The following is a 24,586-nucleotide window of genomic DNA, read 5'->3' on the forward strand; positions in this document are numbered from 1 at the left end:
CGACGGCGTCGAGCATGGCTTCTGCGGACCGGGCGTGCGCCACGGCGTGGACGGGGAGCCCGGCGGCGCTGGCATCGGCGGCGGTTCCGGGGCCGATGCAGACCACGCGCGTGCGGGGGTCGAACGGGGTCAGCCGGCGGGCGGTCTCGCGGGCGACGCTGCCGCTCGTCACGAGCACCGCGTCGGGTGCCGGGTCGAGGGTGATCGGCTCGTCGCCGGTCCCCACGGTACGGTACGCCACCACGTCGTCCACGTCGATGCCACGGGCTCGGAGGCCGTCCACCAGGGTGGGTGCGGCGATCTCCGAGCGTGGGAACAGCACGGTGCCGTCGGTGTCCGGGAACACCGCGACCAGCCCGGCGGCGGACGTCTCGGTCGGCACCAGGTCGACGGCCCAGCCCGCAGCACGGGCGGCCCGGGCGGTCGGCTCGCCGACCGCCGCCACGCGGGTCCCGGCCGGGAGGCCCGCCACCCGTCCGGCGACGACCGTCACGGCCGTCGCACTGGTCACCACGATCCAGGCGTACCCAGCCATGCTGGTTCCGTCATCGACGGGATCGGCCGGTCCGGGCCTCTCCTCACCGGCACGGCCGGACCGCCGCTGGCGCGTCGGTCCGGAACCGGCGTCGTGGGCCAAGACCGTTCCGGAGGCGACGAGACGGCGGACCGCAGCGTCGAGCGCCGACGGGTCCGACGGCGGGGCGTCCGTGATGAGGGGGACGACGACGGGCCGGAGCCCGCGCGCCCGCGCACCGGCGGCGACCCGGTCGCCCCACGCACCGCCGCGCGGGACGAGGACGACCGGGGGTCGCGCCTCGTCCGCAGCGGTGGTGGTGGGTTCCGTGACGACCGCCTACTCGGCAGGGGTCGCGAGGCCCGGACCCGCGGTGTACGGGCCGTCGGTGGTGTCCTCGGCGACCGTGGTCGCCAGGTCGGCGAGCTGTGCGGCGCCGTTCTCGAGCAGCTCGGCGGCCACGCGACCGCCGACCTCGAGCGCCTCGTCGAGGCGGTCCTGCGCGGAGCCCTCGAGCACCGCCGCGTGCGAGGCCGTGCGGTACTCGCTGCCGTCCGGTCGGTAGACCGTGGCGGACACGAGCAGGAGCTCGGCGTCGACGACGGCCGTCGCACCGATCGGCGCGGAGCACCCGGCCTCGAGCTTGGCGAGGACCTCGCGCTCGGCGGTGACCGTCAGCCGGGTCGGCGCGTGCTCGATCTTCCGCAGGGCCGCGAGCAGGGTGCGGTCGGTCTCGTCCGAGCGGACCTCGACGGCCAGGGCGCCCTGACCGGGAGCACTCGGCCAGAAGCCCAGGTCGAGCAGTTCGGTGGCGGCCGACAGCCGGTCGATGCGCCCGAGCCCGGCGGCCGCGAGCACCACGGCGTCCAGGTCGTCGTCCACCCGACCGAGCCGGGTGTCGATGTTGCCGCGGATGTCGACGACGTCCAGGTCGGGTCGCTGCGCCTTGAGCTGGGCCACGCGACGCGGGGAGCCGGTGCCGACCTTCGCACCCTCGGGCAGGGTCTCGACCGTGGCGCCGTTCCGCGCGACCAGGACGTCACGGGCGTCCGCACGCTTCGGCACGGCGCCGATGGTCAGGCCCGGGTACGGCGCGGTCGGCAGGTCCTTCAGGGAGTGCACGAGCACGTCGACCTCGCCGGCCACCAGGGCCTCGCGCAGGGCGCTGGCGAACACGCCGGTGCCCCCGAGCGACGCCAGGGACGCACGGTTCGTGTCGCCCTCGCTCGTGACGGTGACGAGTTCCACCGGACGCCCGGCCGCCTTCGCCAGGCGATCGGCGATGTCCTGCGACTGCGCGACCGCGAGCCGGCTGGCACGGGTGCCGAGCCGGATCGGGGCCGGGCCGTCGGTCGGTGCGTCGGTCGTGGCGTCGGTCACGGTGCGACGCCGGCCGCGGCGGGCTTGAACCCGGCGCGGACGTTCTCGCAGCAGCCCGGACGGCAGACGTCGTACCAGGGACCGATGTCGGTCACGTGCGGACGCTCGGCCTTGGGCGTGCCGTTGACGCGCTCGAGCACCAGGTCGACCAGACCGGACACGTAGGCCGGGTCGATGCCCGGCGTCTGCGTGCGGAGCGACCAGAAGCCCAGCTCGCCGGCGGTCTCGGTGGCTTCCTCGTCGAGGTCCCACATGACCTCCATGTGGTCGCTCACGAAGCCGAGCGGGACGATCAGCACGGCTCGCGTCGGGCCGCCCTTGAGGTCCTCGTTCATGTAGTCGTTGATGTCGGGCTCGAGCCACGGCTGCGTCGGGGGGCCGGAGCGTGACTGGTAGACGAGCTTCCAGGCGGGCTTCGACGTGCCCTGCAGGTGGGCGTGCTCGGGCTGCTCGAGGAGCTCGGCCCAGGCCTGGTCGAGCACGACCTGGCCCACAGCGAGGTGCTGCGCCTCGTACGCGCCGTGCTCGTCGAAGCCGCGGTAGTCGGGGCCGGAGCGGGCGGCGTCGGTCGAGGGGATCGAGTGCGTCGAGAACAGCACGTGCAGCTCGGTCGCGACGTCGAGGCCCTCGTTCTCGGCGATCGCCCGGGCCATGCCGTCGCGGACGCCGTCGATGAACGGGCGGACGAAGCCGGGGTGGTCGAAGAACTGGCGGACCTTGTCGATCTGGATCGTGTCGATCAGCCCGGTCTCGGTGAGCACGCGGGCGTAGTCCTCGCGGTACTGCCGGCAGCTCGAGAACGACGAGTAGGCGCTCGTGGCGATGGCGACGAGCTTGGTGTAGCCCTTGTCGGCGGCCTCGGTGAAGGCCTCTTCGAGGTAGGGCTCCCAGTTGCGGTTGCCCCACAGCACCGGCATGTCGATGCCGCGCGACGCCAGCTCGGCCTCGAGCGCCGCCTTGAGCGCACGGTTCTGTGCGTTGATCGGGCTCACGCCGCCGAAGTGACGGTAGTGGTGCGCGACCTCTTCGAGCCGCTCGTCCGGGATGCCGCGGCCCCGCGTGACGTTGCGCAGGAACGGGATGACGTCGTCCTGGCCCTCCGGTCCGCCGAAGCCGGCGAGCAGGATCGCGTCGTACGCGGTGGGGACCTCGACGTGCTCCGGCCCGGAGGCTGCCGCCTCGGTCGCGGCGAGGACGGGCTGGCCGTTCGTGATCATGCTGGTGTCGGTCATGACAGCACCTCCGGGAGTTCGGCGGTCGTCACACGACGACCCGTGAAGAAGGGGACCTCTTCGCGCACGTGCATGCGCGCTTCGGTGTAGCGGAGATCGCGCATCAGGTCGACGAGGTCGACGAGGTCCGGGCTCTCGAGCGGCAGGATCCACTCGTAGTCGCTCAGGGCGAAGGTCGCGATGGTGTTGGTGAGGACGCGGCGGTACTTCGCGCCGGCGATGCCGTGGTCGCGGAGCATCGTCGAGCGCTCTTCCTCGGGCAGCAGGTACCACTCGTAGGAGCGGACGAACGGGTACACCGTGATCCACGCCTCGGGGTCCTTGCCGCGCAGGAACGCCGGCGTGTGCCGCTTGTTGAACTCGGCCTCGCGGTGCATCGCCATGGCGTGCCACACCGGCTCGGCGTCCTGGAACAGCCCGGTCCGGCGCACCTCGCGCAGCACGGCCTGGATCGCCTGCGCGTCGTCGCCGTGCAGCCAGACCATGACGTCGGCGTCGGCGCGGAAGCCGGAGACGTCGTAGAACCCGCGGATCGTCACGCCGCGCTCGGCAGCGCTCGCGATGACGGCGTCGAGCTCGGCCACGGCGTCGTCGCCGACGCGGTGGATCGGCCCGAGCGGACGGCGGAAGACGGCCCAGAGGGCGTACGCCGTCAGCAGGTTCGGGTCGATCCCGGTCGCGGGGTCGGTCTCGTGCGCGGGTGCGGTCTCGTGCGCTGATGCGGGCGGGGTGGTCGCGGGCACGTCGGAGCTCATGGGTCCTCTGTCCTATCGGTCGCCGGGGGTGGTGGCCGCCCCGTGCCGGTGGACCGCGCTCGGGCGGTCTACCGCCGTCGGAGCACCATCACGACGATACCCCCGACCACCGCTACTCCGGCTGCGATACCGGTCAGGTACGGCACCGGCTTCTCGTCGATGCCCCGCTTGAGCTTCGACGCCGCGATGCCGAGCTGCTTCGGCACGTTGAGCTTGTCCTCGATCGCGTCGAGGGTGTCGAAGAGCTGGGCGCGGGTCGCGGCGACGCGCGCAGCGATGTCGTCGTGCTGGTCGGACACGGTTCCTCCGTCGGTGGTGCGGCTGTCGGCGCTCAGGATCGAGCGTCGACGTCCGGCTTGCGGCTGCCGTACTGCGTCGGCGGGGTCGGCTTCTTGCCGAGGCCCTTCACCGCGTTGATGTCGTTCTTCACGCTGTCGATCGTGCGCTTCGGCGTGATGGGCAGCCCCTTCTGCAGGCGCTTCCACCCGATCCACCCGAGGATCGCCGCCACGATGAGCATCACCACGGCGAGCAGGAGTGCGGCGAGCCACGCGGGCATCACCGTCGCCAGGCCCATGACGGCCGCGGTCAGCAGCACGCCGATCGCGTAGAGCACGATGACGAGCGCACCGACCAGCAGGCCGGCGGCCAGGCCGAAGACCTTCGCCTTCGCCAGCATCTCGGCCTTGAGCAGGTCGATCTCGCCCTTGACCAGGCCCTTGACGAGCTTGGGGACGTCCCCGACCAGGCCGAACAGCGAACGCGACTTGCGGTCGCGAGTGTCGGTCATGAGGTGGTGGTGTCCTTCTTCTGGCTGACCTTGCGGACGGCCTTCTTGGTGGACTCACCGATGAACTCGGCGACGTCCGGCGTCTTGTCGGCGATGAAGTCCTCGGCGACGTGCACGCCCTTCTGGACGCCGTTGCTGTTCCAGACCTTGCCGCTGACGGTCTTGATCTGCTCGTACCGCGCCCGTCCGGCTCGCGATCCCAGGACGTACCCGAGAGCTGCGCCGGCGACGAACAGGAGCTTTCCTCGCATGTGCGATTCCTCCGTTTGTGGTGTGCGGTGGTCATGCGCCGAACGGAATACGTCCGGCGGTCCCACCACAGTAGCCCTCGGGCGCCCGGCGGTCCGCTCAGGTACCCAGGATCTGTCCAGCAGTCGCACGCGCCGCTGCGATGATGCCCGCCAGACCACGTCCGGCGGCGGTCTCGCCGATCCCCAGGACGCCCTCGGCCAGACCTGCCGCGGTCAGGTCGGGACCGTGCCACCCCACCCGCGCCGCGCCCGTCACCCGGTCGGCGGACAGGGGCACGCCGAGCAGCGTGGACGCGTCGCGCAGTGCCCGCTGGCCGACGGCGTCGCCCGGGTCGACCGGGAGGCTCGTGGCGACGCCGTCCGTGGCCGTCCCGTCGTGCGGACCGGTCGCGTCGGCGCCGGGGGCGCGGGTGGTCGGGGTCGTCGGGGTGGTCGCGTAGCTCAGCCGCAGCACGTGCCGGCCGCCCGCCACCTGCGCGAGCCAGGGCCACTTCACCGTGGCGTGCGTGAGCGCCTTCGCCGAGACGGCCGCCGCATCGGGGTGCACGAGCATGCCGGTGCCCCGGGGTGCCGCGTCGAGTTCGGGCTGGTCGACCACGAGCGTGACGAGCTCGATGCCCGTCCGGTCGGCGGCGGCGGTGCGCCCCGGGTCGGGCACCGAGGACAGCGTGTGCTCGGCGGGCAGCCGTTCGGTCGTGCCGTCGGCCCCGACGACCTCGACCGCGTGGGCCTCGATCCGGGTCGCACGGGTGTGCAGCCGGACGTCGACGCCGTAGGTAGTCATGTCGGCCACGAGTTCGTCCACCAGGCGCACGATGCCGCCGCGGATGCCCTGCACCGGGGTGCCCGCTGCCGCACGGGCCCGCAGGGCGAGCACCGCCCGGGCGAGCGACCCCTCGCGGAGCAGTGCGGCGCGCAGGCCGGGGGCCACGCGGTCGGGGTCGAGCTGGTCCGGGTGCGTCGAGTGCACGCCGCCCGCGATCGGCACGACCAGGTCGTCGAGCACACGCTCCCCCATGCGTCGCCGCACGAGTTCACCGAGCGACGGGGCCTTCGCGCCCACCGGGCCGGGCAGCAGCGAGTCCATCTGCGCCCGGAGCCCGCCCTTCTGCCCCACGACGGCCAGCACGTCGGCCGCCATCGGGGTGCTGGGGATGCCGAGCAGCCCGGTCGCCGGGATCGGTGCGGTCCGACCGTCGCGGGTCATCAGCCAGGCGCCGCGCGCGTCCGGGGACACCACGTCGTTGCCCAGGCCGAGCTCGATCGCCAGCCGGCCGACCGCATCGGTGCGGGTGGCGAACGAGTCCGCCGCCATGTCCAGGTCGAGTCCGCCGACCGTGTGCCGACGGATCATGCCGCCGAGCACGCCCGACGACTCGACCAGCACCACGTTCGCGCCGCCCTTCGCCAGGTCGCGCGCGGTGACGAGCCCGGCGACCCCGCCGCCGACCACGACGACGTCGGTCACGCGCGGGCTCCGTCCTGGGCGGCGTCGTCCGGCGTCGTCCCGTCGCCGAGCGAGTGGATCAGCTCGACCACCCGGGTCAGGACGGTCGGGTCGGTCTCCGGCGGGACCCCGTGGCCCAGGTTCACGACGTGGGCCCGCGCCGTACCCCCCCGGCGGACGACGTCGCGGACGTGCGCTTCGAGGACGTCCCACGGCGCCGAGAGCATCGCCGGGTCGATGTTGCCCTGCACGCTGACCCCGGTGCCGACGCGGCGGACGGCCTCGTCCAGCGGCAGACGCCAGTCGACCCCGACCGCGTCGACGCCGACGGTCTCCGTGCCGAAGGTCGTCATGTCGGCCAGGACCTCGCCGCTGCCGACGCCGAAGTGGATCCGCGGGACCCCGAGCTCGGCGACGTGCGACATCGCCTGCGCCGAGTGCGGTGCGACGGACCGGACGTAGTCGGCACGCGAGAGCGACCCGACCCACGAGTCGAACAGCTGCGCGGCCGAGGCCCCGGCGAGCACCTGGGCCCGGAGGAACGCCCCGGACACGTCGGCGGCCCACGCGAGCAGCCGCGACCAGGTCTCCGGGTCTGCGTGCATGAGCGTGCGGGCACGGATGTGGTCCTTCGAGGGACCGCCCTCGACCAGGTAGGCGGCCAGGGTGAACGGCGCCCCCGCGAAGCCGATGAGCGGGGTGTCGCCGAGCTGCTCGACCGTGCGCTGCACCGCCTGACGGATGGGCTCGAGGGCCGCGGGGTCGAGCTGTTCGAGGGCGTCGACGTCGGCGGGGGTGCGGATCGGCGATGCGAGGACCGGGCCACGGCCGGGGACGATCTCGACCTCCACGCCCGCGAGCTTGATCGGCACGACGATGTCGCTGAAGAAGATGCCGGCGTCGACCTGGTGCCGGCGGACCGGCTGCAGCGTGATCTCCGACGCCATCGCCGGGTCCAGGCAGGCGTCGAGCATGGCCGTGCCGACCCGCAGTTCGCGGTACTCCGGCAGCGAGCGACCGGCCTGCCGCATGAACCACACCGGGAGCGTGTCCGGACGGTCACCCCGGAGCGCCCGGACGAGGCGGGACCCGCTCGTCCGCCCTGTCACGAGGGGGTGGGAGTCGGGGAGGGATGTGGTCGTCGCTTCGGTCACCGGATGATTCTCCCATCGAGCGCGTTACCATTGACTACGTGCTCATCTGTCTCACGGCGTCGCATCGCAACGCCAGCTTCGACCTCCTGGAGCGACTGAGCATCGGCGCACCCGCGGCCGCGAGCCGTCTCGTGACCGACTCCGGCGTCCTCGACGGCGCCGTGGTCCTGGCCACGTGCAACCGCTTCGAGGCCTACCTCGACATCGCCGGTGACGACGGTGACTCCGCCGTGGCCGCCACCGTGCAGGCCGTCGCCAGCGCGAGCGACCTGGACGCCGCCGAGGTCCTGGAGTCCGTCAACGTCCTGGGTGGCGGGGACGTCGTGCAGCACCTGTTCGCCGTGTCGAGCGGACTCGAGTCCGTCGTGGTCGGCGAGACCGAGATCTCCGGCCAGGTCCGCCGGTCCCTCGAGGACGCCCGGTCCAACGGCACCACCACGTCCGACCTCGAGCGGCTGTTCCAGGAGGCCGCGCACACCTCGCGCGGCGTCAAGACCCGCACCCGCATCGGTGCCGCCGGCCGCTCGCTCGTGCGCCTCGGCCTCGAGCTCGCGTCGTCCCGCGTCACCGACTGGGCGCACGCCCGCGTGCTGCTCGTCGGCACCGGCAGCTACGCCGCCACCACCATCGCCGCCCTGCGCGACCGCGGTGCCACGACCATCCAGGTGTTCTCGCCCTCGGGCCGGGCCCCCTGGTTCGCCGCCAAGCACGACCTCGTCGCCGCGCGTGACCTGCGCCAGGCCATCGGCGAGAGCGACGTCGTGATCACCTGCACCTCGAGCGAGGTACCGGTCGTCGCACCGGCCGACCTGGACGACGGCTCCCGCCGCATCGTCATCGACCTGGGGCTCCCCCGCAACGTCGACCCCGCGGCCGCCGGCGTCGACGGCGTCGAGCTCCTGGACCTCGAGACCATCAGCATCCACGCCCCGATCTCCGAGCTGAACGCCGAGTCCGAGGCCCGCGCGATGGTCGACGACGCGGTGTCCCGGTTCCGCGCCCAGGCGATGGAGCAGTCGACGACCCCGGCGCTCGTGGCGTTCCGCAAGCACGTGTTCGACATCCTCGACGACGAGATCGAGCGGGCGAAGCGCCGCGCGGACGCCGACGGCGAGTCGGTCGAGCACACCGAGCGGGCGCTCCGGCACCTGGTCGGCGTCCTGCTGCACCGTCCCTCGGTCCGCGCCCGCGAGCTCGGTCGCGCCGGACGTGGCGAGGAGTTCGTCGGCGCGATCGACTCCCTGTACGGCGTCCGGCCGGAGGCCGAGCCGGAGCTGCCGTCGCCCGTCGTGCCGCTGGCCGACCGCACGGCCCTGGACCTGACCGCATCGGATCGCGACGACCAGGCGGACGCGAGCTGAGCCTCCAGACAGGCTCGCAACCACGCACGCTGCGCGTGAGTGCGCTGCTGCTGGTGCGTGACCGACGCGTCCTGATGGTGCGCGCGCGAGCGCGCGACGTGCTCTACCTGCCGGGTGGCAAGGCGGAGCCGCACGAGACCGACGTCGAGGCCGTCATCCGCGAAGCGCACGAGGAGACCGGCCTGCGGCTCACCGCCGACGACGTCGACGAGTTCGGTGTCGTGCTCGAGCCCGCCCACGGGCAGGCTCCGGGGACGATGGTCGCGATGACCCTGTTCCTGGTCCGGCCAGGAGGCGCGCTCGACTCCGCCACGCCCGTCGCCTCGGCCGAGGTGGACGAGATCGAGTGGGTCACCTCGGCGGACGTCGACCGCTGCCCACCCGCGGGCGTGGAGACGCTCCGCCGCCTGGTGGCGGCGGAGCTGGTCGACTGACCGTCAGGCCTTGTCGACGTCGGTGTACTCGCCGACCTCGCCGTCCTGGGTCGGCTCGGCCTCGCCGGGGATGTCCGAGTCGACGTACTCGCCGTCGGGTCCCGAGCCGTCCGGGCGGACCTCGCCGGGGATGTCGCTCGAGACGAACTCGCCGACCGGCTCCGTCGTCTCGACGTGGTGCTCGCCCGGGATCTCGCTGTCCGTGAAGGCTCCGGCGCGGGGCTCCACGCCGTCCGCGCGACCCTCGTCGCCTCGTGCCTGTTCGTGCTTGCCTGCCATGCCGACCTCCGCTGCTCGGGTTGCTTGCCTCGGAGTGTGCCCGCGGTGCCTGGACGCCGACCGAACCGGGTGCGGCGTTCGGTGGTTGCCTGTGCACCATGCAGCGCAGCAGTCGATCGAAGTTCCTGCTCGTCGTGACCGGGCTCGTCGCCGTCGGGACGCTGGCGGGGTGTGCCTCGGGCGGGCAGCCCGCCGCCACCGAGACCGTGACGGCGCCCCCACCGTCGCCGTCCGCGTCGGCGTCGACACCGCAGTCGGCTCCGGCCACACCGTCGGCCGGGTCTGGATCCGGATCCGGCTCTGGCTCTGGCTCGTCCGGTGCGGCTGCCGGTGACCGGTGCGCGGTGTCGTCACTGACCGGACGCATCGAGGCCGGCAGCGGTGGTGCGGCCGGCAGCGTGGTCGTGCACCTGGTGCTCGAGAACACCGGGTCGTCGAGTTGCACCCTGCAGGGGTGGCCCGGCGTCTCGTTCGTCGGGAGTGGCGACGGCGAGCAGATCGGGGCGGCAGCGACGCAGGAGAAGAGCTCGCCGCACCCGACCGTGACCCTGGCGCCGGGGAAGACCGCCGTCGCCCCGCTCAAGATCGTCCGGGCCGAGAACTACTCGTCGGGCGACTGCTCGCCGCAGACCCCGGACGGCTTCCGCGTGTACCCGCCCGGGTCGGAGCAGTCCCTGTTCGTGCAGGACACCGACTACCAGGCGTGTGCCTCCGCCGATGCTGCACTGCTGTCGGTGCAGGCGTTCGTGCCGGAGGGACAGGCGACGTCGTAGCGGCGGGGCGGTGCCGCCGACTCCGGGGTCGGCGGCACCGTCGTCGCGTGGCTACTTCGCCAGGAACTGCAGGACGACGCGGTTCCACTCGTCCGGGTGGCTGACGTTGACGCCGTGCGGGCCGCCGGCGACGACGTGCAGCTCGGACCCCGCGATCGCGGCGTGGGTCCGGGCGCCGGACCCCGCGAACGGCACGGTTGCGTCGCCGTCACCGTGGATCACGAGCGTCGGCACGGTGACCTTCGGCAGGTCGTCGCGGAAGTCGGTGTTCGCGAACGACGCCATCGCCTCGAGCGCTGCCGGCTTCGAGGCCTGCTTCGCCAGGGCGAGCGCCTGCTGCCGGTCCTCCTCGGAGACGACCAGGGTGCCGTCCACCGAGAAGAAGTCGGTCGTGAACTGGTCGTAGAAGGCGTCCTCGTCCTTCGTCAGGCCCGCGGTCATCTCGGCGGCCTGCTCCTTCGGCAGCGGCCCGTCCGGGTTGTCCGAGGTCTGCAGCAGGTACGGCGGCACGGCCGAAGCGAAGACGACGCTGTGCAGCCGTTCCGTGCCGTACTTCGTGAAGTAGCGCGCGACCTCGCCGCCACCCATCGAGAACCCGACCAGCGTGACGTCCTGCAGGTCGAGCTCGGTGAGGACGGTGTGCAGGTCCTCGGTCAGGTGGTCGTAGTCGTAGCCGGTCTTCGGCTTGTCGCTCCGACCGAACCCGCGGCGGTCGTAGGTGACGACCCGGTAGCCGGCCTCGGCGAAGGCGGGGACCTGCTTGCTCCACGACTCGCCGGACAGCGGCCAGCCGTGGATGAGGACGACGGGTCGCCCGGGGCCGCCGGTGTCGTCGACGTGCAGGTCGGTGTCCTTGAAGAGCCCGTGGTGGGCGGTGATCTCGGTCACGAAGAACTTCCTTCCGAGCGCGGAGGTCGCGCCTCGCATCGATTCGTACCCGTCGGACGCTGGGCACCGGTCGGAGGGCTGTCCTCCTCGCGCGCTGCGCGGTCGGGGCTCGCGAGCTCATGCGCTGTACGACCCCGTCCGGCAGCGGTACGCCGGCGTTCGACAGACGGTCCTGCTCGACGTTCCACGAGTCACGCGGGTTCGTCGAGGTGCACGACGTCGAACCGCAGCCGCTGCGTTCCAGCGTGCTCCTGCGCTGAGCACGGATGGGTCTCGCGACCGATTCCACCCGCACCACGGCGTTCCTAGACTCGGACGCATGGGGGCTCGCGCACGGACACGTTCAGCAGCCGCCCTCGCGACCGCGCTCGGCGTCCTGCTCACCCTCGCCGCGTGCACGTTGTCCCCACCACCGCCGACCGGATCGGAGTCAGCGCTCGCGAAGCTGATCACGAGGGTCGAGCGGTTGCCCGGGGTCGACACGGCCGAGGGCGAGATCCGTCAGGTCGACGCGAAGGACGACCCGCACGACTGGATCGCGTCGCTCGAGGTGCAGGCCGACACCACCGACCTCGCCGTCGCCGAACGGATCCGGCACACGGCGGCGCAGGGTGTGACCGGGACGACGCTGACGGTGAGCGTGGACGTGCCCCGCGGCCGAGCGTCGGCTCCGGTCACTGTCGACCCGATGGACCCCGACGTCGTCGACCTGGCCGGACGGCTTCGCGCGGAGCCCTTCGTGCACCGGCTGGTGGTGACCCCGCACGACACCACCATCACGCTCGTCGGGCGGATCGACTTCGCCGAGGCCACCGCACTGGCTCGGCCGATCATCGCCGACCGTGCCGCGACCCTGGACCGCGGTGACATCTCCGTGGGCATCACCGCGACGCAGCCCGGCCCGGCACTGCTGCGGGCGATCGACGGCTTCCAGCGGGATCCGGGCGTCGATCGAGTGTCCTACTCGCCGGGGACGACCTACGCCCAGGCAGCGCGGGCCGACGCAGGAGCGGAGGCCGCGGGCGGACCGACCGGAGCCGGCACGCTCCGCTCGTACCTGGCGATCGACGCGCGCGCGCCGGCCGCGATCGCCCGGGTGCTCGCCACGACGGAGGACGAAGCGGCCGATGCGCGTGAGGGCCCGCGGACGGCGTACCACGTGGGGCTCGACGGGCCCGGCGGGTGGCTCGGGCTCCCCCTCGACGCGCGGGAGCCGGACGACCAGGGGCTCGACGAGGACACGGTACCGCCGGCGCCCTCGGCCCACCCCTGGACCCCTGCGGACGTCGACGACCGCGCCGCGACACTCCGCCGGTTCCTGCTCCGCTCGGCCGAGACCACGGGGGTGCCGGCCACCGTCGACACCGCGGCCGAACCGTGCACGCCGACCGGGACCTCCGACGCGAGCGGCACCCGGGCGACGGCCAGCACGGTGGTACCGGTCTTCACGGTGATGGACGACGCGCAGGTCCCGTTCGACGCCGTGACCGCGCTGTGGACGTCGGCGGGACTCGCACCCGGCGGACGGGCCATGGGGCGCGACTACTGGTCGTCGACGACGGGCGCGGACCCAGCCTCGGCGAGCATCCGCGGGACCGCCGACGGGCTGAGCCTGACCGCGGAGTCGGTCTGCGTGCCCTGATCCCCGCTCGACGGCCGAGGGTCAGCGAGCGAGCGGCCAGCGGGCGGGCGGTCAGCGCCGCGCCGGAGCGTGCACGGCCTCGAGCACCTCGGTCCCCATGGTCCGCAGCGCCTCGACGACGGCCAACCGCCGCTGCAACGACGCGTCATCGAACGTGACGGTGACCGCGTAGCTGACCGACGACCCGGGCCCCCGCAGGATCCCCGCCTCGGCCCGCACCCCCGTGCTCGACCCGGTGACGGCGACGACCTGCAACCCGTGGTCGAGCGCTCGGTGCGCCAGGGGGTCGAGCCCGAACGAGCCCGCGACCAGGCTCAGGTCGCTCGCCAGCGACAGCCACCCGAGCACCCGGTTCGACACCGCCTCGTCGACGACCTCGCCCAGGGCCAGGCCGCGCATCACCCACGACAGCTCCCCGGTCGGTGCGACGGAGGCGTCCGGGGCGTCGTCCGGACCGCGGCGGTCACGGACACGGTCGATCAGTGCCGTCCGCTCGATGCCGAGCGACTCCGCGCGCTCCCGGACGGCGTCGATGCCCACGGTCGACAGCAGGGCGTTGACCGCCCAGGCGTCGGCGGTGGCCCCGACCAGGGTCGCCAGGTCCGGCACCTGCATCGTCGGCTCCTGCAGGAACTGCCACAACCCAGCACCCGTCGCGGTGTCGCGTGCCATCCGCTGCAGCCGGTCGCCGTGCAGGCGGCCGTCCTCCAGCTGTGCCGCGACCTCGATGAGCAGCAGGACCCGGCCCAGGCTCGCGACCGGCTGCACCAGGGTGTCGTCGATCGCGAGCAGCGCCTTGCCGCTGGACGTGTCGATGACCGAGGCGCTGACGCCGGCGCCCTCGAGCGCGAGGGCGCCGAGCGCCTCGGTGGTGGCGGTGAAGCGGTCGTCGGACCGGCCGCTGTGCCGCCCACGACCGCGGCCGCCACCTGCTGGGCGGTCGTCCGGTCGGCGGCGGCGCGACGACCGGGCCGCGTCCGGCTCCGTCATCACCAGATGGCGACGCGCTCGGCGGGGTCCAGGTACATCGCGTCCTGCTCGGTCACGCCGAAGGTGTCGTAGTAGACGTCGATGTTGCGGACGACCTGGTTGCACCGGAACTCGGTGGGCGAGTGCGGGTCGATGCTCAGCAGGCGCGCGGCCTCCTCCGGTCGGATCGCCATGCGCCAGGCCTGGGCCCAGCTCAGGAAGAACCGCTCGGCGCCGGTGAGTCCGTCGATGACCGGGGGCTCCTGGCCGTCGAGGGACAGCAGGTACGCCTTCCACGCGATCGACAGGCCGCCGAGGTCACCGATGTTCTCGCCGATCGTCAGGGCACCGTTGACGTGGCCGTCGGGCACCTCGGTCGGCACCAGGGCGTCGTACTGGGCGATCAGGGCCTTCGTGCGCTCCTCGAACGCGGTGCGGTCGGCCTCGGTCCACCAGTTCTCGAGCTTGCCGTCGCCGTCGTACTGCGAGCCCTGGTCGTCGAAGCCGTGCCCGATCTCGTGCCCGATGACGGCACCGATCGCGCCGTAGTTCGCGGCGGCGTCGCGGTTCGCGTCGAAGAACGGGAACTGCAGGATGGCCGCCGGGAACACGATCTCGTTGAAGCCCGGGTTGTAGTAGGCGTTGATCGTCTGCGGGGTCATGAACCACTCGTCGCGGTCGATCGGCTTGCCGATCTTGCCGAGCTCGCGGTCGACCTGGAACGAGGCGTTCGCGCGGACGTTCGCGACGAGGTCGTCGGCCCGCACGGGCAGCGCCGAGTAGTCACGCCACTTCACCGGGTACCCGATCTTCGGCGTGAACTTGTCGAGCTTGTCGAGCGCTCTGGCACGGGTCTCGTCGGTCATCCAGTCGAGTGCCGTGATGCTCCGCCGGTACGCCTCGACCAGGTTGGCGACGAGGTCGTCCATCTTCGCCTTCGAGGTCTCGTCGAAGTGCTCCTGCACGTAGATGCGGCCGACGGCCTCGCCCATCGCGCCCTCGACCAGCGAGACACCGCGCTTCCACCGCTCGCGCTGCTTGGGCGCACCGGTCAGGGCGGTGCCGTAGAACGAGAAGTTCGTGGCCGAGAACGCGCTGTTCAGGTACGCGGCCGAGCCACGGATGACCTGCCAGCGGAGCCAGTCCTTCCAGACCTCGAGCGGCTGCTCGTGCAGCAGTTCGGCCAGTCCGGTGATGAACGAGGGCTCGCGCACCACGACGGTCTCGAAGGCTCCGGCGGGGGCGTCGATCGCCAGCCACCAGGTCTGCAGGTCGACGCCCTTCGCGAGCGCGGCGACCTCGGCCCAGGGCAGCTTGTTGTAGGTCTTCTGGCTGTCACGCGTGGTGACGTTGTCCCAGTGCTTCGCGGCGAGCGCCGTCTCGAGCGCGATGACGTGCTCGGTGCGCTCCCCGCCGTCCTCGAACCCGGCGAGCGGGAACATCGCGGCGACGAACTCGCGGTACTTCGTGCGGATGTCGGCGAACCGCTCCTCGCGGTAGTACGACTCGTCGGGCAGACCCAGGCCGGACTGCTCCAGGAACACGACGTACGACTCGGGGTCGCCCGGGTCGTTGTCCACGAAGAGCTGCAGGAAGCTCGGCAGGCCGAGCCGCTCGAAGCGGCCGACGGCGGCGATGACCTCGGGCACGGACTGGATGGCGTCGATCTCGGCGAGCAGCGGCTCGATGGGTGCCGTCGCCAGCTCCTCGAGCCGGGCTTCGTCGGTGAACGAGGTGAAGAGGTCACCGACCTTGCGCTCCTCGGTGCCGGGGGCGGCCTGCTGCGAGCGCTCGATGATGTCCCGCACGGCGATCTCGGCGGCCTCGGCCAGCACGGTGAACGAGCCGTACCGGGCCTTGTCGTCGGGGATCGGCGTCGCCTCGATCCAGGTCCCGTTCACGTGGCGGTACAGGTCGTCCTGGGGGCGCACCGCGGGGTCGAGTTCGTCAGTGTGGATGCCGGAGGCACGTGCGACGTCGGTCATGCCGTCCACGATAGCCACCGACTCCGTGCCCGCGTCGGTCAGTTCCGACGGTGCCGACGTGTGCGGAGCAGCCGCGCGGCACCGGCGGCACCCAGGCCGGTGGCGAGCAGGACGCCGGCCGCGCCGAGCACACCGGCGGGGTCCGCGCCCGTGAACGCCAGGTGCCCGGGCGTGGACCCGCCCGTCGACGCCGCCACGCCTGGTCTCGGCACCGCACCCGCACCGCCGGGACCGTCATGAGGCCCGTGACCGTCGCCCGGCACCGTGCCCGGATCGGTGCCGGGGTCCGTCCCCGGATCCGGGCGCACCGGGAGCTCCGGCAGGCGCAGACGCACGCGGCCCTGGTCGACGCCGTCGATGCGCTGCCGCACGACGACCGTGTCCGCCGGCAGCACCGCACGGGGGACCACGAGTTCCCACGCCCGGCCGACGGTCGTGCTGATCGGCTCGCCGTCCGCATCGTGCAGGGGCCGGCCGCGCTCGTCCTCGAGGCTGACCGTCGCCCCGATCTCGCCCCTGCCGAACAGGCGCACCGAGCCGCCGTCGACCTGCTGCACGGCCGCGGACAGGGCGATCGGGACGATCACGCTCGCCGTCGTCGACCCCAGCACGGTGTCCCCGTCGGCGGTGGTGACGACCACCCGGGCGAACCGAGCGTCCTCGGGGATGGGCAGGTCCACCGTCCAGTGCGTGTCGCCGGGTGTGGTCAGGGTGATCGGCGACCCGTCGCGGTCGATGAAGGGGCGGCCCTCGTCGTCGGCGAAGCGCAGCGTCGTCCCGGCCGCTGCCCGTCCTACGAGGGTGATCCGCTCGCTGGCTCGGGAAGCCGACGACCCGGTCACGGCCGCGGTTCCCTCGATGCGGAAGACCTCGTCGACGCCGCCGTTGTGCGTGCCGTCGAAGTACTGCCACGCCTCGATGTGGTGGTCGTCGTAGGACAGGTCGCGCATCGCGAAGGCCCACTGCCGGTCGCCGTCGACGTCGGTCTCACCGACGGTCGTGCCGTTGTCCTTGATGACGAGGTGCGCCCCCGGGTGGCCGGTGCCGACGATGTCGAGAGTGCGCGCGAAGCGGTCGACGGTGACCACCATCTCCGGCGGCATCAGGACGAGGACCGTCACCGGCACGTCGATCGTCCGTCCGGTCGCGCGCGAGGTGACGTGGAGCAGCCGGTCCCCGATCCGCACACGCACCGTCGCGCTCCACACGCCCGCGTCGTCGGCCTCGGCGCTGGTCGCCTCGACGTCCTGCCCGTCGATGTCGACGACGTCACCCGCGGGCGCGCTCCCGGCGAGCGTGACGATGCCGCGCCCGTGGTCGATCGACCGCACTTCCGCGGTGAGCTCGGTGGCGGAGGCCGCGGCCGTGGTCGCCGCGTGCGCCGACGCGGGCGCGGCTCCGGCGGTCGGCACGAACGCAACGCTGGTGAGGGTCAGGTTCGCGCAGGCCAGAACGGCGACGGACAGCGTCGCCAGCAGCGAGCGGGACCGAGACCGGGACCGGGACCGGGACCGGGACGGCGTCGTCGGACGGAAGGGCTGGTGCATGGATCTCCTCCGGTGGTACTCCACACACCATATACACAGCCGCCAGATCGACGGAAGGGTCCCCCGCCGGTACGGTCATCGCATGGGACTTCCGTGGAAGCTGCACGGTGACGGCAAGACCGTCTCCGGGACGACGATCGTGGCACCGGACGAGCGACTCACCTGGGGCCGGACCATCGGCCTCGGCGTGCAGCACGTCGTCGCGATGTTCGGCGCGACCTTCCTGGTGCCACTGCTCACCGGGTTCCCGCCGTCGACCACGCTGCTGTTCAGCGGCATCGGCACGATCCTGTTCCTGCTCATCACCGGCAACCGGCTGCCGAGCTACCTCGGCTCGTCGTTCGCCTTCATCGCGCCGATCGGTGCCGCCACCCAGATCGGCGGCATCCCGCTCGCCCTGTCCGGCATCATCGTCGTCGGCGCCCTGCTCGCGATCGTCGGGCTCGTCGTGCACCTGGCCGGCGCCGGGTGGATCGACCGCCTGATGCCCCCGGTGGTCTCGGGCGCGATCGTCGCCCTGATCGGCTTCAACCTGGCCCCTGCAGCGCGCGACAACTTCACGGCGGCCCCGGTCATCGCGCTCATCACCCTCGTGGCGATCATCCTGGTCACCGTCCTGTTCAAGGGCCTGATCGGCCGCCTGTCGATCGTCATCGGCGTGCTGGTCGGCTACGTCGCCGCACTGATCGGCGGCCAGGTCGACTTCTCGAAGGTCGACGCCGCACCCTGGCTCGGCCTGCCCGAGTTCACCGCCCCCGCGTTCGACCCGGGCCAGCTGGCGATCTACCTGGCCTTCGTACCGGTCGTGCTGGCACTCGTCGCCGAGAACGTCGGGCACGTCAAGGGCGTCGGACAGCTCACCGGCCGTGACCTCACCCCGCTCACCGGTCGCGCGCTCCTGGCCGACGGCGTCTCGACCGTGCTCGCGGGCGTCGGCGGGGGCTCCGCCACCACCACCTACGGCGAGAACATCGGCGTCATGGCCGCCACCCGCGTCTTCTCGACCGCGGCCTACTGGGTCGCCGCCATAGCTGCGATCCTGCTCGGCCTGTCGCCGAAGATCGGCGCCGTCATCTCCTCCGTCCCCGCCGGCGTGCTCGGCGGCGCCACCACCGCCCTGTACGGCCTGATCGGCGTCATCGGCATCCGCATCTGGGTCGAGAACCGCGTCGACTTCGCGAAGCCGAAGAACCAGTTGACCGCGGGCATCGCCCTGATCATCGGCATCGCGGACTTCACGTTCCGGTTCGGCCAGGCCAGCTTCGGCGGCATCATCGTCGGCACGATCGCCGCGATCGTCGTCTACCACGTGATGGACCTGATCGGTCGGGCCCGCGGCACGGACGAGCCCTCGACCGAGGCCCCCGACCCGGCCCACGCCGCCACCGGCGGCGTCCCCGCCGAACCGCGCACCGACTGACGCGGGCGGTCGCCCGGAACGCGCGTCCGGCCCGACGACGTGGCACCACCGGACTGGAGGCCCGTGGCGGACACGGCCACGGGCCTCCAGTCCGTCACGGGGCGGGTGGGACCGGAACGCCCCCCAGACGGTCGCTCCGGTCCCACCCACTTCGTGCCCGGTTCAACGGGGCGAGCCGGGCGACGGCGTCGCGGTCTGCACGCCGTTCAGGTCGTCGACGTACCGCTGGTCGAGCGGGACCTCGTCGGCGACCCCCGCCGTCCAGTGCCCGACCACCGTCGTGCCGTCGGACTCGTAGACGTTCCCGCCGTCCGGCTCGCTCCACAGGACCCAGCCCTCGCGGCCGTTGTCCGACGTTCCCGGCACGAGATCCGGGTGACCGGAGGCGTTCGGCACGCCGTAGGTCTGGCCCTTGTCGTTGACCCCCCACTCGGACGTGACCGCGGTGGCGTACTGCAGCGTCGCCGTCCACGTCGTCCCCGCGGACGCCTCGATGCTGAACGTCGTCGTCCCGTCCTCCGGCAACCGCCCGTCGACGACGTGCATCGTCCCCTCGTCCCGACAACTCAGACCGGATCCGCCACCCCCGGCAGTGGGCACCTGGACCATGCCGACGTCGTTGCGACACGTGATGTCGACGATCACGGCCCCGGCGTCGTCGGGCGCCGCACCGATGTCGATCAGGGCCGGGCCGGTGTGCGTCGCAGTGGTCGTGTGCCCGACGGCTGCCGTCGTCGTGGTCCCAGGGAGTCCCGCTGCGACCAGGGCGGCAGCGCTGGTCGTCAGCGCCACCGCCGCGACGGAAGCGACGGAGATCGCGATGCGTGCTCGTCGCTGCTGTCGCTGGAGGGTGCTCCGGCCGGTCCCGATGGCCGCGAGCTCGGAACGGACGGCCGCAGCGGCTTCGGGACGCATGTCGTTGGTCATCAGGAGGTGCCTTCCGGTGCGTTGCGGACACTGGGACGGAGGTCGTGCAGGTCACGTTGCAGGCGCTGCCGCATCCGGTGCAGCCGCACGCGCGCTGCCGGCGGCTCGAGACCGACCGCCTGCGCTGCCTGCCAGACCGGCACCGCCTCGACCCCGGTGAGCACCAGCAGTGCTGCGTCCTGCGGCGAGAGGCCGCGGATGGTCGCCCTGAGCCGCTCGCGGGCCTCCAAGTCCTCGGCGTCCGTGGCGGGAGCATGGGACTCGTCTCGCGGAAGCGCATCGAGGAGCTTCCGGTACCGGGCTGCTGCACGCCGGTGGTTCTGGGTCAGGTTGACCGTCGTGACCAGCAGCCACGGCGCGACGGACCCCGCCACGAGGGTGACGCTCTTGCGCTTGCGCCAGAGCTCGTAGAACGCCGCCGCCGTGATGTCCTCGGCGTCGTGCACGTTCGCCGTCAGGGTCAGCGTGCGCCGGTAGATGCGCGGTCGGTGCCGGTCGAACAGCGCGGCGAACGCAGCCCCGTCATCATGGACCGCCCGTGTCCACAGTGGGCTGTCGTCCTGTTCGTCCTTCACACTCTGGAGTGTCCGGTCATGGCTCCAGCGTTACAGACCGGCCGGGGAGTCCTCATCCGAGCAGGACGGGCACGCGCTCCGTCAGCTCGTTCCGTCCGATCGCTGTCGAAGGCCGCACCAGGCGGCGCAGACCAGCGCCGCGGCAGCCGCGACCGCCCACCCGACCGACGCATTCGACGCCGTGGCGATGAGGATGACGAGCGCCGTTCCGACAGCGGTCCCGAGCTGCGCTCCGGTGTTCACGATCCCGGCTGCACTCCCCGCCAGTGCTCCGGGGACACTGGTACCCAGCCCGGTCGCCGCGACCGATGCTGCCGCGAGGCCGAAACCGACCAGGGCGACACCGGCGGCGATTCCCGGCCACGCGTGCCCGAGCGTCGCGAGGACGACGTTGCCGCCTGCGATCGTCGTGGTCCCCGCGGCAGCCAGGCGGTCCGGCCGGAGCCGGGGAGCAAGACGACCCGTGACGACCGACCCGCAGACGACGGCGACGCTGAACGCCATCAGCACCACCCCGGACAGCAACGCCGGTATCCCGAGGCGGTCCTGCAACACCAGTGTCGCCAGGACCGAAGACGAACTGGTGGTCGCCGTGTTGCAGAAGGACTGGACCGTTCCTCGGCGCAGGTTCCTGCTGCGGAACGCGCCCGTCGGCACCAGCGGAGATCGAGCGCTGCGGAGCCGCCAGACCAGCGCCGCGGCGCCAGCGGCACCGAGCACCAAGAGCGCGGTGCCGCGCACGCTGGTGGCGGGCTGTTCCAACAGGGACAACCCCGCGATGACCGGCATCACGGCAGCGACGAGGAGGAGCGCACCGAGGACGTCGAGACGTTCAGCAGTCCGCCGGGCCGGCTCGTCCCGCACCACGACGACGACTGCGACGAACAGGAGCGCCGCGACGGGTGCGTTGACCCAGAACACCGAGGGCCATCCGAGTGCTGCGGTGAGCAGGCCGCCGACGAGGAACCCCGTGGCACCGGCCGCAGCGCCGACAGCGCTCCAAGCGGCGAGCGCACGCGTCCGGGCCGGGCCGTCCGCCGTCGCGTGGATGATCAGACGGAGCGCCGACGGCGCGGACACGGCAGCGGCGGCGCCCTGCACCGCCCGCGCGACGAGCACCTGCGGGAGGGTATGTGCGGTGCCGCCGATGATCGAGACTGCGCCGAAGACAGCGATCCCGATCAGCAGGACCTTCCGATGCCCGAAGCGGTCGCCCAGTCGCGCGCCGAGGATGAGCATCGCCCCGAAGAACATGGCGTACGTCGTGGCCAGCGGACCAGCAGCAGCCTGATCCGCACCGAGTCCTTCGAGGATGGCGGGGATCGCCGTGACCACACTCGTCACGCCGAGGACGTCGACGAACTGGACGAGGCAGAGGACGGTCACGACACCGGGACGCATACTCACAACGTACGTTCACCCGTCCGTCTCGGTGGCCGTTCCGGTGGGTGAGCGCTCTGCGTGGTCGTTCCACAGCGCTCGGCGACGCCGTACGGCCCTGAGCGTCACCTGCCAGCAGACGAGATAGCCGATGCCGACGAACGGCGAGACCGCCCACTGCGGGGCACCGAGCCAGCCGGCAAGACCTGCCAGGGCGACCACTCCGAACATCGACCCGACGAGGATCAGCGACTGGACGTTGCGGAGACGGCGTTCGCGTCTGCTCGGCTTCACCCGCTCACGATAGCGACACGATCAGGGCCCGGGGATGGCGGACTGGAGGCCCGTGGCGCCGCCGCCACGGGCCTCCAGTCCGTCTCGGGGTCGCGCCCACACCGCTCGCCGACCACGACGGGTCGGCATCGCCGACAGAATGGGTCGGTGCACCGACCCACCCGACCCGCTGTGACCGCTGAACGGCGCGCGGTCGACCGCGACATCGTGCGGCTGGCGGTGCCGGCGCTCGGCGCACTCGTGGTCGAGCCGCTGTTCCTGCTCACCGACACCGCGCTCGTCGGTCACCTCGGGGCGACGCCGCTGGCGGCGGTCGGGCTCGCGAGTGCCGTGCTGTCGACGGTGACCGGGCTGCTGGTGTTCCTGGCGTACTCGACGACGCCGGCCGTGGCCCGTGCGCTCGGCGGTGGTGACCGTCGCGGAGCCGTGCACGCAGGGATCGACGGGATGTGGCTCGCGCTCGTGCTGGGGGTGGTGCTGGCGCTGGTCGGGTGGCCGCTCGCCGGGCCGCTCGTCGACCTGTTCGGCGCCTCGGCCGAGGTGTCGGCCGCGGCGACCGCGTACCTGACGATCTCGCTGATCGGGCTGCCCGGCATCCTGGTCGTGACCGCCTCGACCGGACTGCTGCGCGGCGTGCAGGACACCAAGACGCCGCTCGTCGTCGCGACCGTCGGGTTCGTCGCGAACGGGCTGCTCAACGCCCTCCTGATCTACGGTGCCGGCTGGGGCGTCGAGGGATCCGCCGCCGGCACCGTCATCGTGCAGTGGGCGATGGCCGTCGTCTACGTGCGCATCGCGGTGCGGGCCGCTCGCTCGTCTGGGGCGCCCCTGCGACCCGGCGCCTCGGGCGTCGCACGGGCACTGCGGTCGGGGGCATGGCTGTTCCTGCGGACCGCGTCGCTGCGGATCGCGATGCTCGCGACCGTCGGGGCCGCCGCAGGGCTGGGGACCAGCGGACTGGCGACGACACAGGTCGGGCTGACCGTGTTCTCCACGCTGGCGTTCGCGCTCGACGCCCTGGCGATCGCCGGGCAGGCGCTCGTCGGACACGGACTCGGCGGACGTGACCCGGAGCGGGTGCGCCTGGTGACGCGCCGGCTCGTGCTGCTCGGGATCGCCGGTGGTGTGCTGCTCGGGGTGCTGACCCTGGCCGTGAGCGGGCTGCTCGGGCCGGTGTTCTCGGACTCGCAGGCGGTGCGGGACGCCCTGCCCGTCGTGCTGGTGCTCATCGCCGTCGGGATGCCCGTCGCCGGGTACGTCTTCGTGCTCGACGGGGTGCTGATCGGCGCCGGTGACGCGCGGTACCTGGCGATCGCCGGCGGCGTGAACCTGGTCGTGTACCTGCCGCTGCTCTGGTGGGCCGGCGGGACGCTCGCGGGGCTGTGGGCGGTGTTCTCCCTCGGGTACATCGGGGTCCGGGCGGTGACGCTCGGGGTGCGGGCGCACCGGCGCGGATGGGTGGAACAGGCGTTGGCGCGGTGAGCGGGTCTTCTGTGGCGTCGATTTCTGTCGCGTCGTCGGCCGTGCTCGCCACGGTCGGCATCGGGGTGCAGGGCGTCGCGAAGCTGCTCGTGACCGTCGTCGTCGGTCGGGTGTTCGGCACCGAGACCCTCGGGCAGACCACCGCGCTGCTGTCGCTCTCGGTGTTCGTCGCCCTGCTCTGGCCGAACGCCGCGGGCAACACTGCCTCCCGCTTCCTGGCGATCGCGCTGCGGGGTCGGCGGTCGGATGCCGCAGTGAACCGGGTGCTCGGGGTGTCCATGCTGCTGTCGAGCGTGGTGCTCGCCGCGGTCACCGTGCCGGTCGCACTGGCCTGGGGCAACGGCCCCGGGATGGTGCTCGGTGGTGCCGCGGTCGTCGTCGGGTACGGGCTCTACTGCTACGCCCGCGGCGCACAGCTCGGCTACGACCGGGCGCCACGGGTCGCGCTGTGGGACTCGGTGACGAGCGTGCTGGCGCTCGGGTTGCTCGTGGTGGCGTGCGTCGCTCGGCTCGAGCCGTTCGTGCTGCTGCCCCTGGCCATCGGGTACACGGTGTTCGCGATCGCGTGCTGGCCGCGGGGGAACGGCTTCGAGCCTGCTTCGCGCGAACCCGCTTCCGGGGTGCTCGGGTTCGCGGCGTGGAACGTGCTGGCGGTGGTGACCTCGAACGGGTTGCTGCAGTTGACGATGATCTCGGCACAGGTGACCGCGTCGGCGTACGACGCCGGTGTCTACGCCGCCGCCTTCACCCTGGCGACGCCGGCGTCGATGCTCGGGCAGGCGTTGGGGCAGGTGCTCGTGCCGGCGTTCGCGCATCGGACCGGTGGTGGGTCGTTGCGCTCCCGCGGGGCGCTGGTGCTCGTGGTCGGGTTCGCTGCTGCTTCGGCCCTCGTGTTCGGCATTGTCGCCCTGCTCGCGGGGTGGTTCCTGCCGATCGTCTACCCCGCCGAGGGTGCAGCTGCCGTCGCCGACCTGCGGTACCTGATGGTCGCGGTGTGGGTGTTCACCGTCGGGCTGGTGCCGGCGGCGCTGCTGCTCGCCGCTGGGCGCTCACGACAGGTCGCGCTGGCTTCGGTCGCCGGGTTCGTCGTCGGGGCGGGGCTCATGG

General features: G+C 72.5%; 25 protein-coding genes. 7 read left to right on the forward strand and 18 right to left on the reverse strand.

Annotation, left to right across the window (positions count from 1 at the left end):
* The 9 genes from LEL83_RS14360 to hemE all read right to left on the reverse strand — a co-directional run.
* A partial coding sequence (locus LEL83_RS14360; RefSeq protein ID WP_225559319.1) for a uroporphyrinogen-III synthase occupies positions 1–535 on the reverse strand: 535 nt, incomplete at its 3' end.
* Between the two features lie 318 nt (positions 536–853).
* Positions 854–1,894, reverse strand: coding sequence for a hydroxymethylbilane synthase (gene hemC / locus LEL83_RS14365; RefSeq protein ID WP_225559320.1), 1,041 nt, complete (start codon positions 1,892–1,894; stop codon positions 854–856).
* Positions 1,891–3,126: a ferrochelatase gene (locus LEL83_RS14370; protein ID WP_225559321.1), complete on the reverse strand. Its 1,236-nt coding sequence runs from the start codon at positions 3,124–3,126 to the stop codon at positions 1,891–1,893. Before LEL83_RS14370 ends, hemC begins: the two co-directional genes overlap by 4 nt.
* Positions 3,123–3,881, reverse strand: a complete 759-nt coding sequence (gene hemQ, locus LEL83_RS14375; protein WP_225559322.1) for a hydrogen peroxide-dependent heme synthase — start codon at positions 3,879–3,881, stop codon at positions 3,123–3,125. The genes LEL83_RS14370 and hemQ overlap by 4 nt, the downstream gene beginning before the upstream one ends.
* Positions 3,882–3,949: 68 nt before the next feature.
* Entirely contained in the window at positions 3,950–4,180 is a 231-nt protein-coding gene (locus tag LEL83_RS14380; protein WP_225559323.1) for a DUF3618 domain-containing protein, read from the reverse strand.
* A 32-nt stretch (positions 4,181–4,212) separates the two neighbouring features.
* Positions 4,213–4,671 (reverse strand): phage holin family protein, encoded by a 459-nt coding sequence (locus LEL83_RS14385; protein ID WP_198657281.1) that lies wholly within the window; start codon positions 4,669–4,671, stop codon positions 4,213–4,215.
* On the reverse strand, positions 4,668–4,922 hold the full coding sequence (locus tag LEL83_RS14390; RefSeq protein WP_198657280.1) for a hypothetical protein: 255 nt from the start codon (positions 4,920–4,922) through the stop codon (positions 4,668–4,670). Before LEL83_RS14390 ends, LEL83_RS14385 begins: the two co-directional genes overlap by 4 nt.
* Before the next feature lie 97 nt (positions 4,923–5,019).
* Positions 5,020–6,390: a protoporphyrinogen/coproporphyrinogen oxidase gene (locus LEL83_RS14395; RefSeq protein ID WP_225559324.1), complete on the reverse strand. Its 1,371-nt coding sequence runs from the start codon at positions 6,388–6,390 to the stop codon at positions 5,020–5,022.
* Positions 6,387–7,523 carry a uroporphyrinogen decarboxylase gene (gene hemE, locus LEL83_RS14400; protein WP_225559325.1) on the reverse strand — a complete coding sequence of 379 codons (1,137 nt, stop codon included), beginning with the start codon at positions 7,521–7,523 and terminating at the stop codon, positions 6,387–6,389. Before hemE ends, LEL83_RS14395 begins: the two co-directional genes overlap by 4 nt.
* A gap of 38 nt (positions 7,524–7,561) precedes the next feature.
* On the opposite strand from hemE, the gene LEL83_RS14405 reads away from it, so the two are divergent.
* Positions 7,562–8,884 (forward strand): glutamyl-tRNA reductase, encoded by a 1,323-nt coding sequence (locus LEL83_RS14405; RefSeq protein WP_225559326.1) that lies wholly within the window; start codon positions 7,562–7,564, stop codon positions 8,882–8,884.
* Between the two features lie 35 nt (positions 8,885–8,919).
* Positions 8,920–9,318, forward strand: a complete 399-nt coding sequence (locus tag LEL83_RS14410; RefSeq protein ID WP_225559327.1) for an NUDIX hydrolase — start codon at positions 8,920–8,922, stop codon at positions 9,316–9,318.
* Between the two features lie 3 nt (positions 9,319–9,321).
* Here LEL83_RS14410 and LEL83_RS14415 read toward each other — a convergent pair whose 3' ends face one another.
* Positions 9,322–9,597 carry a hypothetical protein gene (locus tag LEL83_RS14415; RefSeq protein WP_225559328.1) on the reverse strand — a complete coding sequence of 92 codons (276 nt, stop codon included), beginning with the start codon at positions 9,595–9,597 and terminating at the stop codon, positions 9,322–9,324.
* 98 nt (positions 9,598–9,695) lie between these two features.
* Between LEL83_RS14415 and LEL83_RS14420 the strand changes: the two genes are divergently transcribed.
* Positions 9,696–10,370, forward strand: a complete 675-nt coding sequence (locus LEL83_RS14420; protein ID WP_225559329.1) for a DUF4232 domain-containing protein — start codon at positions 9,696–9,698, stop codon at positions 10,368–10,370.
* A gap of 51 nt (positions 10,371–10,421) precedes the next feature.
* Here the strand turns inward: LEL83_RS14420 and LEL83_RS14425 are convergent, their stop codons facing one another.
* Positions 10,422–11,258, reverse strand: coding sequence for an alpha/beta fold hydrolase (locus LEL83_RS14425; protein WP_209132642.1), 837 nt, complete (start codon positions 11,256–11,258; stop codon positions 10,422–10,424).
* 319 nt (positions 11,259–11,577) lie between these two features.
* Between LEL83_RS14425 and LEL83_RS14430 the strand changes: the two genes are divergently transcribed.
* Positions 11,578–12,900 carry a hypothetical protein gene (locus LEL83_RS14430; protein WP_225559330.1) on the forward strand — a complete coding sequence of 441 codons (1,323 nt, stop codon included), beginning with the start codon at positions 11,578–11,580 and terminating at the stop codon, positions 12,898–12,900.
* A gap of 51 nt (positions 12,901–12,951) precedes the next feature.
* Here LEL83_RS14430 and LEL83_RS14435 read toward each other — a convergent pair whose 3' ends face one another.
* From LEL83_RS14435 to LEL83_RS14445, 3 genes are read right to left on the reverse strand one after another with little or no spacing between them, the layout of a single operon-like run.
* Complete coding sequence (locus LEL83_RS14435; RefSeq protein WP_198657271.1) at positions 12,952–13,890, reverse strand: serine hydrolase; 939 nt, start codon at positions 13,888–13,890, stop codon at positions 12,952–12,954.
* On the reverse strand, positions 13,890–15,854 hold the full coding sequence (locus LEL83_RS14440; RefSeq protein WP_225559331.1) for a M13 family metallopeptidase: 1,965 nt from the start codon (positions 15,852–15,854) through the stop codon (positions 13,890–13,892). Before LEL83_RS14440 ends, LEL83_RS14435 begins: the two co-directional genes overlap by 1 nt.
* A gap of 38 nt (positions 15,855–15,892) precedes the next feature.
* Positions 15,893–17,401, reverse strand: a complete 1,509-nt coding sequence (locus LEL83_RS14445; RefSeq protein WP_225559332.1) for a hypothetical protein — start codon at positions 17,399–17,401, stop codon at positions 15,893–15,895.
* An 82-nt stretch (positions 17,402–17,483) separates the two neighbouring features.
* On the opposite strand from LEL83_RS14445, the gene LEL83_RS14450 reads away from it, so the two are divergent.
* A complete protein-coding gene (locus tag LEL83_RS14450; RefSeq protein ID WP_225559333.1) occupies positions 17,484–18,821 on the forward strand; it encodes a uracil-xanthine permease family protein in 1,338 nt (445 codons plus the stop codon).
* A 162-nt stretch (positions 18,822–18,983) separates the two neighbouring features.
* Here the strand turns inward: LEL83_RS14450 and LEL83_RS14455 are convergent, their stop codons facing one another.
* The 4 genes from LEL83_RS14455 to LEL83_RS14470 form a co-directional block, all read right to left on the reverse strand.
* Positions 18,984–19,748, reverse strand: coding sequence for a hypothetical protein (locus LEL83_RS14455; RefSeq protein ID WP_225559334.1), 765 nt, complete (start codon positions 19,746–19,748; stop codon positions 18,984–18,986).
* Entirely contained in the window at positions 19,748–20,323 is a 576-nt protein-coding gene (locus LEL83_RS14460; RefSeq protein ID WP_225559335.1) for an RNA polymerase sigma factor, read from the reverse strand. Before LEL83_RS14460 ends, LEL83_RS14455 begins: the two co-directional genes overlap by 1 nt.
* A gap of 81 nt (positions 20,324–20,404) precedes the next feature.
* Positions 20,405–21,724, reverse strand: a complete 1,320-nt coding sequence (locus tag LEL83_RS14465; protein WP_225559336.1) for an MFS transporter — start codon at positions 21,722–21,724, stop codon at positions 20,405–20,407.
* 15 nt (positions 21,725–21,739) lie between these two features.
* Positions 21,740–21,997 (reverse strand): hypothetical protein, encoded by a 258-nt coding sequence (locus LEL83_RS14470; RefSeq protein WP_225559337.1) that lies wholly within the window; start codon positions 21,995–21,997, stop codon positions 21,740–21,742.
* A gap of 171 nt (positions 21,998–22,168) precedes the next feature.
* On the opposite strand from LEL83_RS14470, the gene LEL83_RS14475 reads away from it, so the two are divergent.
* Complete coding sequence (locus LEL83_RS14475) at positions 22,169–23,479, forward strand: MATE family efflux transporter (protein ID WP_225559338.1); 1,311 nt, start codon at positions 22,169–22,171, stop codon at positions 23,477–23,479.
* Between the two features lie 11 nt (positions 23,480–23,490).
* The coding region (locus LEL83_RS14480) for a lipopolysaccharide biosynthesis protein (protein ID WP_372454466.1) at positions 23,491–24,586 on the forward strand (1,096 nt) is incomplete at its 3' end.

The organism is Curtobacterium oceanosedimentum (assembly GCF_020297365.1).
Taxonomy (GTDB): Bacteria; Actinomycetota; Actinomycetes; order Actinomycetales; family Microbacteriaceae; genus Curtobacterium.